Genomic DNA, 14170 nt, shown 5'->3' on the forward strand with positions numbered 1-14170 from the left:
GAATTTACCCATGTGACATGTAAAAACGCCGGAAAGGATATTGTATCCCATAGAAGTCAGCGATGCATTTTACCTGTTGCAGGGGCTTTTTGTTTTGAAGATTTGGGATTTCAAACACGCTCTGGTCTGCCATGGCAGCAGGTCTTTGGACAGTGTTGCAGACAGAAGTATATATTGAGTTAAGCTACGGTATCAGGTGCCGTGAGGGAGTAAAAGAGTATGAAGAAAAAATGTGTGGCAATGATGTTAATCGCAATAATGACCGCATCTTTAGCTGGTTGTGGAAGCAGCAAGGACGGAAGCGGTAAATCTGTAAAGCTGGATTCGGATCACCCGGTGTCCCTGACGATCTGGCATTATTACAACGGTGCCCAACAGGCAATGTTTGACACCCTTGTAAAGGAATTTAACGCCTCCGTTGGAAAAGAGGAGGGTATCTACGTGGAGAGCTACAGTCAGGGTTCCGTATCCGACCTTGAGGAAGCAGTCAACAGCTCTTTGAACGGAGAAGTAGGAGCAGAAGAACTGCCGGATATTTTTTCTTCCTATTCTGATACTGCTTACGCAGTACAGCAGCAGGATAAGCTGGCAGACCTTTCCGTGTATTTTACAGAAGATGAGCTGTCCAGGTATGTAGATTCCTACATCCAGGAGGGCTATTTTAACCAGGATGGCGCTTTATATCTTTTCCCAGTTGCCAAATCCACAGAGATCACCATGATCAATAAGACTGACTGGGAGCCTTTTGCAGAAGCCACTGGAACTACAGTGGAGGAACTTGCCACTACAGAAGGTATTACAGAGGTTGCACAGCGCTACTATGAGTGGACGGATGAGCAGACCCCGGATGTGCCGGACGATGGAAAAGCATTCTACGGCAGAGACTCCATGTCCAACTATTTTATCATTGGCATGAAGCAGATGGGAAAGGAAATTTTCCAGGTGAAAGATGGAAAAATGACCTTAAACACAGACGAAGATCTGATCCGCCGCCTTTGGGATAATTACTATGTACCATATATGAAGGGCTATTTCGCATCTCTTGGAAAATTCCGTTCCGATGATGTGAAGACAGGAGATATTCTTGCATACACGGGCTCCACATCTTCTGCCGTATACTTCCCGGATACCGTGGAAATAGGGAATAAAAGCTATCCGATTGATTACATCGTATGTGATTCTCCGGTTATGGAGGGCGGCGAGAACATAAAAGTTCAGCAAGGTGCCGGAATGGCAGTGACCAAGTCTGATGAGGAACATGAGTATGCTGCAAGTGTATTCCTGAAATGGTTCACACAGAAGAACCAGAACCTGCGCTTTGTATGCGAATCCTCCTATATGCCGGTTCTGAAAGAAGCCAACAGCGTAGACGCACTGGATTCCGTTATTAAAGAGAATAATATAGAAGTCAACCAGAAGGTTTACGATTGTTTTACAACGGAAATGGAAGACTTTGATAAAACAAGTTTCTATACAATTGGAGCCTTTGACAATAGCTACAGTGCCCGTAAGATCCTGGATTATTCTCTGGCTGACAAGGCAAAGGCTGATAAAGATGCCATGGACGCTGCAATCGCAGACGGAGAGAGCCGGGAAGAGGCTCTTGCACAGTATCTGACAGATGAGAATTTCCAGAGCTGGTATACGGAATTCTGCCATAGCCTGGAGTGTATTTGAAAAAACATTCCTGCAAACACGCTCTGGAACAGGCAGTTTCCAATTCCCGATGAAAATCCGGGTAAGACAAAATATTTTATAAAATGAACCGGATAAGCTTGCAAAGTGGTTTTTTAGACAGATTCTGGACATAAGGAGGTGAGGAAGGCTGTGAAGAAAAAGAAATCTCTTTGGAATATATTTCTGATTCCTATACTGATCATTGTGTTTGTACAGGGTGCAGTCCCATTCCTGACATTGATTTTCAGCGGAATCCGCTCAAACATGGAGAATGCGGTTATCGGTCTGGACAGTCATACGGTGGAGAACCGTAAGGTGGTTCTGGAGAACGATATGATCGAGCAGTGGAGCAGCGTGTACAAGGAAAGTGACAGTCTGTCCTCTGCGCTGACAAAGGTATTGAGCAATCATCAGATGGATATGCAGGGCTTCATGGGCTCAGGGAAAGTTCAGGAGGAATATCTGGAAACGGTTTTTTATGATATGGTGGAGGTTTTGCAGTACAATTCCACTTCTGGAATTTTTCTGGTTCTGGGAAATGACGGTGATACAGATTCGGAAGGGGAATACAAAGGCTTCTGGGTGAGAGACTCAGATCCCCAGACCAAAACGGCTTCCCGCACGGACCTGCTGATGGAGCGTGGAAGTAAGGTACTGTCGCAGAATATGTCCATTTCACTGGATACTTCCTGGCATACAGATTTCCACTTCCAGGGCAATGGGAAAAGAGATGCCGATGACTTTTTTTACCAGCCATATATAACAGCAGAAAATTACGTTGATTCCCGCACCAGTATGAAAAATCTGGGCTATTGGTCGAAGCCGTTTATTCTGGAAGATTTCTATAAGGATAACCATAAGATGATCACATATTCGGCACCTCTTGTTTATGATAAAACCGTTTACGGTGTGCTTGGAATTGAAGTGGGAGTGAATGATCTGACCAAATTTTTTCAGGTAAAAGATCTGGATTCCGATCTGAATGCAGGATTTGCCCTTGTGGTAGACCATGGAAATGGAAATTATGAGGGAATTGCCGGTGAGGGTGCGCTGTATGATGCAGTTTCCCGGGACGGAAGTGACTTTGTTCTGGAGGAGCCGGTGCAGGAGAATTTGCGGCTGGTACAGGGGGCTGCCATTGGGAAACAGCAGATTTACGGACTTGTGAGCAATCTGGAGCTGTACAGCAGAAATGTGCCGTATGAAGATACGCAGTGGGCATTGTGCGGTTTTGTTACAGAGGATTCTGTGTATGGATTGATTTCCGATGTTTATGAGAGAATTCTGGGAGCGATTCTGGGAAGTGCCCTGATGGCGGTTATTCTGGTTTATTTTCTTGTCCAGTATGCGACGGAACCGGTTTACCATCTGGTGGAGAGTGTACGAGGCGGAGTGAAGGGAATTCACGGTTTTCAGGAGTCAGGTATTCAGGAGCTTGATGAGCTCCATAAAGTGATAGAGAATCTGACGGATACCCAGATGCAGACAGAGAATCAGCTTCTGGAGGAAAAGGAGCGCTATCGGATTGCGGTAGAAAGTTCCCAGGATGCCTTTTTTACCTACAAATGTAAGGAAAAACTGCTGGAAATAGTTAACAGTAAAGGCAATGACGGTGTATGGGACTGCGGAAAGCATCCGGAATTTCTTGATAATGACAGTATCCATCCGGCAGATAAGGCAAAGCTGGTGAACGCAGTAAAAAGCTCAGACGGCGTTCTGGATGTTGACTTTCGTCTGCAGCATGCCAATGGAGAATTTCAGTGGGTAAATCTATCCGGAAGCATTACTTTTGATGAGAATAAAGAGCGCAGCAGGGTCGTTGGCTGTATTCACAATGTGCATCAGCACAAGCTTCTGGAGCAGGCGCAGAAAAGAAAGCAGATTTATGACTCCATTACCTCTTTTTACCGCCTTGGAAGCGGACTGGAAGTTGTGGAAACACTGTGTCGGGATGACCCGGAAGGGGTACTGGTACTTCTGGAAATCCAGCAGTTTTCCAAAATCGATGAGCGCTATGGCCTGATCTTCGGAGATATTATTCTGGAGCAGTTTGCCGGTCTGCTGGCGAAGCGCTTCCAGGAGGACGGTTTAAACGGTGGTATTTATATCAGGGCTGGTGCAGACCAGATGCTGGTATGGCTGCCGGTATGTACGACCGGACCGATCGTGAGAAGTGTGCAGGGACTGGAAAAGGAGTTTGGGGCGCTTACAGATGAGAAGCATCTGTCCCTTTCCCTGAAATGTGGAATCGCAGTTACAGGCAGCAGAAATTCGCTGTCTGAGGCACTTGAACAGACGAAGACTGCTCTTACAGCTGCACGTCATGGAAAGCAGGAAATCATGTTCTATGAGGAGCTTTCAACGGTGGAAAAAGCCTGTGCGGTTGATGTGGCATTTGCGGAGGTGGCTTCTCTGGAACGTCTGAAGGAAATGACACTTTCCTCTATAGCTCTGAACCTGTTTGACAGAGATGGTGATACTTCTGTGGTTCTGGATATTCTGGCGTTGAAGCTGCAGGAGAAATACCATCTGACAGACATTGTGATCACCCATTTCAACGGGGAATATATGGTAAATAACCTGCTGTACTGCTGGAAAACCTGGGAGAAAAAGGATGGCTGGGACGGTATGGTCCACTGTTCTGAGAAGCAATACCAGCACTTTGTGGAGACACAGGAAATGCAGCAGCTTCTGACTTCCGGGGAAAGCATATGGAAAGAGCCGCTGATTCAGCCTTTTGCTTCAGGCAGAAACGATATTGTATTCCATATGACAGATAACGGACAGTATTCCGGAAGTATTGTATTCCGGGACATTGACCAGGATGTTCTGGAGAAAAAAGAAGAGTGTAAGTGTCTGGAAGAAATCAGCGCAATTATTCAAAACCGGTTGAATCTGGAGCGTCACGATCTTTCTGCCAAGGCGAAATCGGATTTCCTGGCCCGTATGTCTCATGAGATCCGTACTCCTATGAACGGTATTATAGGTATGACGGAGATTGCATTGAAAGATGGACAGACTGAGGAGCGGCGAATCGACTGTCTGAGAAAAATCGAGTACTCCTCGGAATATCTGCTTGGACTTATCAACGATATTCTGGATATGTCCAAGATTGAGAGCGGAAAGATGAGGCTGATCGAAGAAAAATGCAATCTCATGGAGATGATACAGGGACTTCGTCCTTTGCTGGAAGCGAAGCTGAACGAAAATAACATTCAGTATATAGCAGATATCCAGCTGAAAAACCATTGGTTTATGGCAGATTCCCTGCGGCTGAACCAGGTTCTGGTAAATCTTCTGGGAAATGCGCTGAAGTATTCCAGACCAGATGGACATGTGTGGCTGACCGTTCGCGAGACAGAAGAAGAGAAAGGCTTTTCCAATCTGTATTTTCAGGTCAGGGATGATGGAATTGGAATTGCACCTGAGAAACAGCGGCTTATTTTCCGGCAGTTTGAGCAGGCGGATAATTCTGAAAATGCAAGAAAACAGGGCACTGGTCTTGGTCTTGCCATCAGCAGAAGAATTGTGCGGATGATGGATTCCGATATTAAGTTGGAAAGTGAGCCTGGTAAGGGAAGCAGCTTCAGCTTTAACGTGAAGCTTCAGCCGGTAAGCGGAGAGAAGACTACGGTCACCAGCCAGCCGGAGGAGATCAGCTTCCCGGGAAAAAGAATCCTGGTGGTTGAGGATAATGAGCTGAATATGGAAATTATCTGTACGATTCTTGAAAATTACGGAATTAAAACCGAGCAGGCAGTTAACGGAAAAGAAGCTGTGCGGCGCATGGAAGAATCCGTTCCCGGATATTACGATATGATCTTTATGGATATTATGATGCCGGAAATGGACGGACTGGAAGCAACCCGGACCATCCGGAATCTGGATCGTGAGGATTGCAAAAAGATTCCGATTTACGCAATGAGCGCCAACGCTTTCGACGAGGATGTGAAACGTTCCCTGGCAAGCGGTATGAACGGACATCTTTCCAAGCCTGTGAATCTGCAGGTGCTGGAGAAAACGCTGCAGAAAGTGCTGGGATAAAAATAAATGGTTTTTTAATGCATCTTGTGCAATATATTGACAGTTTGTGATAACCCCGTCTTTTACAGACGGGGTTATGTTATATTTATGGCAATATAGAAGGGAGCGATCACAAGCATGAAATATCAGAATATCATAGATAACATGACCCTGAAGGAAAAAGCCGCATTCCTCAGCGGAAAAAGCGAGTGGCAGACAAGAGATTTCCCGCGTCTGGATATCCCGTCGATTTTCTGTTCAGACGGACCGAATGGTGTGCGTAAACAGGCTGGAGCAGGAGATCATCTGGGAATCAATCCAGCAGTACCGGCAACCTGTTTTCCTACAGCGGCAGCTATGGCAAATAGCTGGGATGAAGAGCTGGAGCAGAGGGTAGGCGTTGCCCTTGGTGAAGAATCCATGGAAGAAGACGTAAACGTTCTTCTTGGACCTGGACTGAACATTAAGAGAAATCCTCTCTGTGGACGTAACTTCGAGTATTTTTCCGAGGATCCTTATCTTTCCGGAAATGGCAGCTGCTTTTATCCGCGGTGTGCAGAGCACAGGAGCAGCAGCCTGCGCAAAGCATTTCGCTGTAAACAGCCAGGAGCTTCGCCGTATGGCAATGAACGCAGTGGTAGATGAGAGAACTCTCCGTGAGATTTACCTCACCGGTTTTGAGATTGCCATCAAAGAGGGTGGCGCGAAAACGGTTATGAGCAGCTACAACGAGGTAAACGGTGTTTACGCCAACGAAAACGAGCATCTGCTGAAAGACATTCTCCGTGACGAGTGGGGCTTCGAAGGCTCTGTTATCACTGACTGGGGTGCTTCTAACGACCATTCTCTCGGTGTAAAGAACGGTTCTACCTGGAAATGCCGACTCCGGGACTTGATGCAGCAAGAGAGCTTCTTGCCAGCGTAGAAAGCGGCAAGATCAGCGAGAAGGACATTGACGAGCGCGTAGACGAGCTTCTTGATCTGGTACTTACCACCACCGAGAATGCAAAGCATTATAAAAAAGTGGCAGACAAGAAAGCCCTTCATGAGGAGCACCACAAGCTGGCACGTCTTGCCTGCGAGAACAGCGCAGTACTTCTGAAAAATGAGGACGGAATCCTTCCGGTTGGAGCGAAGGTTCAAGCAGCCGTAATCGGTGACTTTGCTTTTGATCCAAGATACCAGGGCGCAGGTTCTTCCATGGTAAACTCCACAAAAGTAGATTCCATCAAGGACATGCTGGAGACCAGCGGAATCTCTGTGACTGGAATTGTACGCGGTTATCAGCGCGATGGCAAGGAAGACGAAGCTATGAAAAAAGAGGCCGTAGATCTTGCCCGCCGTTCTGATGTGGTTCTGTTTTTCTTCGGATTGAACGAGAAAAGCGAGACAGAAGGTCTTGACCGCAAGCATCTCCGCATTCCGCAGAACCAGATCAACCTGATCCAGGAGCTGGCAAAAGCCAACGCAAACATGATTGGTATCATCAGTGCAGGTTCTGTTATTGAAATGCCATGGCACCATCATTTCAAAGCCCTGCTTCACACCGCTCTCATGGGTCAGGCAGGTGCAGGTGCAGTGCTTGATATTCTTTCCGGTAAAGTCAACCCATCCGGAAAGCTTGCTGAAACTTACATTAAGAAATATGAGGATACTCCTTCTTACAATTACTATCCGTCACAGGAGCGGAACTCTGAGTACAGAGAGGGAATTTACGTAGGATACCGCTACTTCGACACCGCAGGTGTGCCGGTAAACTATCCATTTGGATATGGTCTTTCCTACACTACATTTGAATATGACAATCTTCAGGTGAAGCCGGATGGGGCGACGTTTACCCTTCGCAACACCGGAAAGTATGATGGTGCAGAGATTGCCCAGCTTTATGTAGGACTTCCGGGAGCAAAAGTTTTCCGCCCGGTCAAGGAGCTGAAAGGCTTTTCCAAGGTGTTCTTAAAGGCAGGCGAGGAGAAAACCGTTACCATTAAGTTCGACGACAAGACATTCCGTTACTGGAATATGAAGACAAATAAATGGGAAGTAGAAGGCGGCGTTTACAGCATTATGATCGGTGCAAGCTGTGCGGATATCCGTCTTCAGGATTCTCTTGCCATTATCGGAACCACTGAGGTAATGCCATACTATACTAACCGCATTTCTTCTTACGTGGAGGGAAAAATCCAGCAGGTCGGAAATGAGGAGTACGAGACGATCCTGGGACATTCCATTCCGGACGGAAGTTGGAGCGGCGAGCTTGGCATGAACGATGCCCTTTGCCAGATGTATTACGCAAAGAGCGGAATTGCCCGCTTCATCTGTAAGAAGCTGGGCGAAAAGTTGAAAAAGAGCGAGGCAGCGGGAATTCCGGATCTCAACACCTTGTTCCAGTATAACATGCCATTCCGTGCAATCGCTAAGATGACAGGCGGTATGGTTTCCATGGAAATGGTAGAGGGACTTCTAAAGGTTGTAAACGGTCATTTCAGCGGACTTGGAAAAGTAATCAGCGGATTTTTCAGAAACCAGAAGCTGAACAAGCAGTATGAGAAAGATCTGGAAGAGCAGAAATAGGAGGAGTATCATTATGGGAAAAATCAAACAGTTAATCGAAGATCACCCGAATATCTGGGAATTTATTAAATTTAACGTATTATCCAACTGTGCAACTATTACAAACTTCATTATCATGTGGCTGTGTACCGGTTTTATTTTCAAAAGCTTTGCAAATACACCATTTAAGTTTCTGGTGTTCAATTACGCAGATAATATCGAGTCCAATCTTGGTTTATGTGGATTTTTAAGCTTTTTGGTTGCAACTGCAGCAGCTCAGACCGTAAACTTCTTTGTACAGAAGAATCTGGTTTTCAAATCCAATGCAGCGTTTGAGAAGGCTGTACCGAAATACATTGTACTTGCAGTTGTGCTGGTGCTTGTATCTGCAGCACTTCCGGCTTACAGCCAGAGCTTTTTCGTAAACATCGGTATTTCCGAAGCACTTGCACCTACACTCGCAAATGTTCTGAACATTCTGGTTCAGGTAGTTCTCAGCTACCCGACCATGAAATTCTGGATCATGCCGAACAAATAAAGATGATTGTCCTTTACCCGGATTGCCTTGCAGTCCGGGTTTTTTAATGCTAGAGCGTGTTTGAAAAAGGCTTTCTGCAAGATGTGCGTCACAATTTGTGGGAGATTTCGCTCGGATGAGGGCGCCGTAGCGGGCTACGGCAACCGATTCGGGTGAAATCTCCCGCAAAGTGGGGCGTGCAGATTGCGGGAATGATTTTTCAAACAGGCTCTAATGTACTTATGCTGCCTCACGCCGCATATTTTACCGATCAGGCACTGGAAGATATGGTGCACAATTCACTGATTGTAACAAGCCAGTATTTTAAAACTATGAAAGAGCAGCCATAAGCAGTCTTCGTCAGCCCACAAACTAAGAATCCCCTCCACAAAAGCAACTGCTGCATAGTGGAGGGGATTCTCATTTACTATAAAATTTATGAATATTTACTGCCTTGCACAATTTCCAGCTTCCCCGGTCATAATCTCAATGCCATGACCAAGAGCTCCAATAATGTATTCCAGACTCTCCTTTACTGCTTTCGGACTGCCTGGAAGATTAATGATCAGAGTCTTTTTCCGGATTCCGGCTGTGGCGCGGCTGAGCATGGCGCGTTTTGTGATCGTCATGCTGTAGGCGCGGATGGCTTCCGAGATTCCTGGAACCTTACGTTCTGTGATATCTTCGGTGGCCTCCGGCATAACATCCCGCGGGGAAAAACCTGTTCCACCAGTAGTCAAAATCAGTTCTGCCTGATTCTCATCTGCGATTTCCGCCATTCGCCTGGAAAGCATGGCACGGTCATCCGGAAGAATATCCATAGATACTACCTGATAGCCTTCTCTTTCTGCGATTTCCTTAATTGCCGGACCGCTTAAATCTTCCCGCTTGCCCTGATATCCCATATCACTGGATGTGATAATTGCTACTCGTTTCATTTTTCTCCCCCCTTCGTTTTTATTTCTTTGAATAAAAAATCTCCACTCTTACCGCCGGTTTTCTCTACCAGATGAATATCCGTCATCACCATATGCTTGTCGATTGCCTTGCACATATCATAAATTGTAAGAAGAGTCACCTGCACACCTGTAAGGGCTTCCATTTCCACACCGGTTTTACCGTCTGTCTTCACAGTGCAAAAAGTGCGGATAATTCCATTTTCTTTTTCAATTTCGAAATCAATGGTACATTTGGTAACCGGCAAAGGATGGCACATAGGTACCAGATCCGAGGTGTGCTTCACAGACATGATCCCGGCAACTCTGGCAACGCCAAGAACGTCTCCCTTTGCCACAGTGCCTGCAGTAAGATGCTCCATGATTTCTGCTCCAACCTGGATAGAACCTGTTGCAATTGCAGTTCTGTGGGTAATCGGTTTATCCGAGACATCCACCATAACAGCATTACCATTTTTATCAAAATGGCTTAGTTTATTACACATAATTCGTCCCTTTTTATAACAATATTAACCTATTGTATTATATTCCGGCTATATCAGATGGACGCTTCCGGTCAAAATCAGCAGATTTCAGATCCTGCCGGCATATTTTTTTCAGGGCTGACTACGCATACATTTCCCTCAGCATCCTCTGCGCAGAGAATCATTCCCTCACTAAGGATTCCTGCAAGTTTCGCTGGTTTTAGTTGGTTACTACCATAACCTTTTTGCCAACCATTTCCTCTGGTGTATAGTAAGCCTTGATTCCAGATACGATCTGGCGAACCTGGCTTCCGATCTTAACCTGAGAGCAAAGAAGTTTCTTGGATTTCTTCACTGCCTCACAGGCAATAACCTCACCAACCTGGAACTGAAGTTTTGCGAAATCATCAAATGTGATCTCCGGCTTCGCCTCAATATCTACAACCTTCTCCTCTGGCTTTTCTTCCTTTGGTTCTTCTTTCGGTGGATGAAGCTCGTTTACTTTTTCCATAACTTCTTTGATGTCCATACGGGCAAAAAGGATCTCCGGTTTATCTGTTACCTTGTTTCCTGACGGATACAGTCCAAATGTCTTCAGATCCTCAAGAGTTCTCTCTGAAGCATTTAACTGACCAAGGATTCTCTTTGTTGTGTCCGGCATAAAGGACTCAAGAAGAGTGGTTCCAATGCAAATGCCCTCAACCAGATTGTAAAGAACGGTTGCAAGACGATCCTGTTTGGACTCATCCTTTGCAAGTGCCCATGGCATTGTCTCATCAATATATTTGTTGCAGCGTTTGAAAATAGTGAACACTTCTGTGATGGCATCTGCTACACGAAGTTTCTCCATCTTTGCATCAACCTTTGCAGGAACAGAAAGAATGAAGCTCTTCAGATCATCGTCAACAGGTTCTGTTACGCCTTTATTCTCTACCACGCCGCCAAAGTATTTGTTTGACATGGAGATGGTACGGTTTACCAGGTTTCCAAGAGTATTTGCCAGCTCGGAATTCATACGCTCTACCATCAGCTCCCAGGTGATCACACCATCGTTGTCAAACGGCATTTCATGAAGTACGAAATAACGGACAGCATCAACGCCGAAGAAATCAACCAGCTCGTCTGCGTAGATAACGTTTCCTTTGGATTTGCTCATTTTTCCATCGCCCTGGAGAAGCCACGGATGACCGAATACCTGCTTCGGAAGAGGCAGATCCAGTGACATCAGGAAGATTGGCCAGTAAATAGTATGGAAACGGATGATATCTTTTCCAATAAGATGAAGGTCGGCAGGCCACATCTTGTTAAACAGTTCAGAATTGTCTCCATCGCAATCATAACCGATTCCGGTAATATAGTTGGTCAGGGCATCCAGCCATACATATACAACATGCTTCGGATCAAAGTCTACCGGAATTCCCCATTTGAAAGAAGTTCTGGATACGCACAGATCCTGAAGTCCCGGAAGAAGGAAGTTGTTCATCATCTCGTTCTTACGGGATTCCGGCTGAATGAATTCCGGATGTGTCTTAATGTGCTCAATCAGACGGTCTGCGTATTTGCTCATTTTGAAGAAATAAGCCTCTTCTTTGGCTGGTACGCATGGGCGTCCGCAGTCCGGACATTTTCCGTCTACAAGCTGGGATTCTGTGAAGAAGGACTCACATGGAGTACAGTACATTCCCTCGTACTCTCCCTTGTAGATGTCCCCTTTTGCATACATTTTCTTGAAAACCTTCTGAACCTGTTTCTCATGGTCTTCATCTGTGGTACGGATGAATTTGTCATAGGATGTGTTCATCAGATCCCAGATGCTCTTGATCTGACCGGATACGTTATCAACGAATTCCTTAGGTGTAACACCTGCTTCTTCTGCTTTCAGCTCAATCTTCTGGCCATGCTCGTCAGTTCCGGTCTGGAAAAATACGTCGTAGCCCTGCTGTCTTTTATAACGCGCAATGGCGTCTGCCAGAACCGCCTCGTAGGTATTGCCAATGTGCGGCTTGCCGGATGTATAGGCAATGGCTGTGGTGATGTAATATTTTGGTTTACTCATTGTATTTCCTCCTTTTCTGTGTAACAAAAAGAGCTGGTTAAACTTCTCCTTCCTGTCACAACATAAAAAAAACGTCTTCTCAAATATACTGAGAAGACGAGTTATCCCGTGTTACCACTTCTATTCATTCCCGCCTCACGGTACAGATGGAAAAACCATCTTCGGGAATCTCACCGGGTACCTTCATACCCTTACGCTATAACAGGCGTTCCTGTCGCAGCCTAAATTACTTCAACTGCGCCCCTCCAAAGCCATCTTCCATCTGTTCCATACACACCCCCTCTCAGCCTGGAAAAGCAACTCTTAACTGCTCATCTCCCGGGGGATTCTCTGTAATGCGGTACGCAAATGTACTCTCTTTTTCTATGGGTTTGGCTTATAAATTCATATAAAAGAGCGTATCACATTTTAATGGGTTTGTAAACCCAAATTTATCATTTTACAGCGATGCAATATTTATAATTTTAGTGTAAATTTAGCCAAATTACTATTGACAAATTTGCAATTATCTTGTATATTAATATCAGTAACAATTACTATTATTGAGAGAAAGGAGGAATCAGATGGCCACATTGAAATACAGCCGCCAGAGAGAATCTATTAAGGAGTTTCTTACTGGCAGAACCGACCATCCCACCGCTGATTTTGTTTATGAGAATATGAAGCAGATTTATCCAAACATCAGCCTTGGAACTGTATACCGAAACCTCTCTCTTCTCGCTGATCTGGGTGAAATACAGAAGCTTTCCAGCTTTGGCGGAGCAGACCGATTCGATGCCCGCACCGTTCCCCATTGTCACTTTATGTGCACCCGCTGCGGCAGAGTGATGGACGTATTCAGCGAACATATTGATAAAAGCCTTGAGAGTATTGCAGCTGACTTTAAGGATGGTCAGATTTCCGATTATAAAGCAAGATTTTTCGGAATTTGCAAGGAATGCCTGAAGGAAGAGTCTCACTAATCAGTTGAATAAATTTTTCATTTTCTGATCATAGCTATTCTGTAGGGAATTACAGCCGCTCGACAAGCAATGGCCACAGCACCAAACTTTAAGTGAACATTCGATCCTGTTAGAAAAAAGTTTCAATAACTCTTGACAAGCAAGAAACAATATGTTACCATAAAACAGTAATGATTACTATTATTAAAAACTAAATAAAAATTTTATATAAGAAAAGGAGAATTTAATTATGGCTAAATGGGTATGTAGTGTATGTGGTTATGTTCATGAAGGTGACACAGCTCCGGAAGTATGTCCAATCTGCAAGGCTCCGGCTGAGAAATTTACGAAACAGGATGATGAAATGGCATGGGCAGCTGAGCATGTTGTGGGCGTTGCTAAAGGTGTCAGCGAAGACATCCTTGCTGATTTAAGAGCAAACTTCGAGGGCGAGTGCTCTGAGGTTGGTATGTATCTTGCTATGGCACGTGTTGCTCACAGAGAAGGATATCCGGAAGTTGGTATGTATTACGAGAAAGCTGCTTATGAAGAAGCAGAGCACGCAGCTAAATTCGCTGAGTTATTAGGTGAAGTTGTTACAGACAGCACCAAGAAGAACCTTGAGATGCGTGTAGCAGCTGAGAACGGCGCTACAGCTGGTAAGACTGATCTTGCGAAACGCGCTAAAGCAGCTAACCTTGACGCAATCCATGACACAGTTCATGAGATGGCAAGAGATGAGGCAAGACACGGCAAGGCATTCGCTGGTCTTCTTAAGAGATACTTCGGCTAATCTGAAAACCGCATAAAATAAGGATTTTTACGAGGGGGAATCACGAAAGTGGTTCCCTCTTTTTGCAGATTTATGCCATTTTCAGTGTGGAAATCAGGTGTCCCTAACCCATTTTTCACTCTAAAAAAATCCCCAAATGTGTACTTAGAAAAAGTGTACTTTTTGCGCTGCTAAAACCAAAACAGGAACCCTC

General features: G+C 45.3%; 11 protein-coding genes, 1 pseudogene and 1 other annotated feature. Of the genes and pseudogenes, 9 read left to right on the top strand and 3 right to left on the bottom strand.

What is annotated here, in order from left to right:
• Positions 1 to 219: 219 nt before the first annotated feature.
• The 7 genes from DW904_RS02500 (at position 220) to DW904_RS22695 (ending at position 9117) form a co-directional block, all read left to right on the top strand.
• Positions 220 to 1677, top strand: a complete 1458-nt coding sequence (locus tag DW904_RS02500; protein WP_118577925.1) for an extracellular solute-binding protein — start codon at positions 220 to 222, stop codon at positions 1675 to 1677.
• A gap of 150 nt (positions 1678 to 1827) precedes the next feature.
• Positions 1828 to 5721, top strand: coding sequence for an ATP-binding protein (locus DW904_RS02505; RefSeq protein ID WP_118577926.1), 3894 nt, complete (start codon positions 1828 to 1830; stop codon positions 5719 to 5721).
• 117 nt (positions 5722 to 5838) lie between these two features.
• Positions 5839 to 6345: a glycoside hydrolase family 3 N-terminal domain-containing protein gene (locus DW904_RS24860; protein ID WP_347561996.1), complete on the top strand. Its 507-nt coding sequence runs from the start codon at positions 5839 to 5841 to the stop codon at positions 6343 to 6345.
• Positions 6230 to 6625, top strand: coding sequence for a glycoside hydrolase family 3 N-terminal domain-containing protein (locus DW904_RS24865; RefSeq protein ID WP_347561997.1), 396 nt, complete (start codon positions 6230 to 6232; stop codon positions 6623 to 6625). Before DW904_RS24860 ends, DW904_RS24865 begins: the two co-directional genes overlap by 116 nt.
• On the top strand, positions 6577 to 8271 hold the full coding sequence (locus DW904_RS02510; RefSeq protein WP_347561998.1) for a glycoside hydrolase family 3 C-terminal domain-containing protein: 1695 nt from the start codon (positions 6577 to 6579) through the stop codon (positions 8269 to 8271). The genes DW904_RS24865 and DW904_RS02510 overlap by 49 nt, the downstream gene beginning before the upstream one ends.
• A gap of 13 nt (positions 8272 to 8284) precedes the next feature.
• Positions 8285 to 8788 (top strand): GtrA family protein, encoded by a 504-nt coding sequence (locus DW904_RS02515; protein WP_118577927.1) that lies wholly within the window; start codon positions 8285 to 8287, stop codon positions 8786 to 8788.
• 191 nt (positions 8789 to 8979) lie between these two features.
• Positions 8980 to 9117: a hypothetical protein gene (locus tag DW904_RS22695; protein ID WP_202187654.1), complete on the top strand. Its 138-nt coding sequence runs from the start codon at positions 8980 to 8982 to the stop codon at positions 9115 to 9117.
• Between the two features lie 96 nt (positions 9118 to 9213).
• Here DW904_RS22695 and DW904_RS02520 read toward each other — a convergent pair whose 3' ends face one another.
• The 3 genes and pseudogenes from DW904_RS02520 to metG all read right to left on the bottom strand — a co-directional run bounded on the left by DW904_RS02520 (position 9214) and on the right by metG (position 12243).
• Positions 9214 to 9705, bottom strand: a complete 492-nt coding sequence (locus DW904_RS02520) for a MogA/MoaB family molybdenum cofactor biosynthesis protein (protein ID WP_118577928.1) — start codon at positions 9703 to 9705, stop codon at positions 9214 to 9216.
• Positions 9702 to 10208 (bottom strand): cyclic pyranopterin monophosphate synthase MoaC, encoded by a 507-nt coding sequence (gene moaC, locus DW904_RS02525; RefSeq protein WP_118577929.1) that lies wholly within the window; start codon positions 10206 to 10208, stop codon positions 9702 to 9704. Before moaC ends, DW904_RS02520 begins: the two co-directional genes overlap by 4 nt.
• A 77-nt stretch (positions 10209 to 10285) precedes the next feature.
• Positions 10286 to 12243 (bottom strand): annotated as a pseudogene (gene metG / locus DW904_RS02530) (methionine--tRNA ligase).
• 89 nt (positions 12244 to 12332) lie between these two features.
• Positions 12333 to 12618, bottom strand: a binding site (T-box leader).
• A 188-nt stretch (positions 12619 to 12806) separates the two neighbouring features.
• On the opposite strand from metG, the gene DW904_RS02535 reads away from it, so the two are divergent.
• Complete coding sequence (locus DW904_RS02535) at positions 12807 to 13205, top strand: transcriptional repressor (protein WP_118577930.1); 399 nt, start codon at positions 12807 to 12809, stop codon at positions 13203 to 13205.
• Positions 13206 to 13434: 229 nt separating this feature from the next.
• Positions 13435 to 13977, top strand: coding sequence for an NADH peroxidase (locus DW904_RS02540; RefSeq protein ID WP_118577931.1), 543 nt, complete (start codon positions 13435 to 13437; stop codon positions 13975 to 13977).
• Positions 13978 to 14170: the final 193 nt, after the last annotated feature.

Source organism: Ruminococcus sp. AM42-11 (assembly GCF_003480145.1).
In the GTDB taxonomy this organism is placed as follows: Bacteria; Bacillota; Clostridia; order Lachnospirales; family Lachnospiraceae; genus Blautia_A; species Blautia_A faecis.

What these genes read in the sequence shown, in the direction of transcription:
- DW904_RS02500 (WP_118577925.1), top strand. Translation starts at nt 220, where the DNA reads ATGAAGAAAAAATGTGTGGCAATGATGTTAATCGCAATAATGACCGCA.
- DW904_RS24860 (WP_347561996.1), top strand. Translation starts at nt 5,839, where the DNA reads ATGAAATATCAGAATATCATAGATAACATGACCCTGAAGGAAAAAGCC.
- DW904_RS24865 (WP_347561997.1), top strand. Translation starts at nt 6,230, where the DNA reads ATGGCAGCTGCTTTTATCCGCGGTGTGCAGAGCACAGGAGCAGCAGCC.
- DW904_RS02510 (WP_347561998.1), top strand. Translation starts at nt 6,577, where the DNA reads ATGCCGACTCCGGGACTTGATGCAGCAAGAGAGCTTCTTGCCAGCGTA.
- DW904_RS02515 (WP_118577927.1), top strand. Translation starts at nt 8,285, where the DNA reads ATGGGAAAAATCAAACAGTTAATCGAAGATCACCCGAATATCTGGGAA.
- DW904_RS22695 (WP_202187654.1), top strand. Translation starts at nt 8,980, where the DNA reads ATGATTTTTCAAACAGGCTCTAATGTACTTATGCTGCCTCACGCCGCA.
- DW904_RS02520 (WP_118577928.1), bottom strand. Translation starts at nt 9,705, where the DNA reads ATGAAACGAGTAGCAATTATCACATCCAGTGATATGGGATATCAGGGC.
- moaC (WP_118577929.1), bottom strand. Translation starts at nt 10,208, where the DNA reads ATGTGTAATAAACTAAGCCATTTTGATAAAAATGGTAATGCTGTTATG.
- DW904_RS02535 (WP_118577930.1), top strand. Translation starts at nt 12,807, where the DNA reads ATGGCCACATTGAAATACAGCCGCCAGAGAGAATCTATTAAGGAGTTT.
- DW904_RS02540 (WP_118577931.1), top strand. Translation starts at nt 13,435, where the DNA reads ATGGCTAAATGGGTATGTAGTGTATGTGGTTATGTTCATGAAGGTGAC.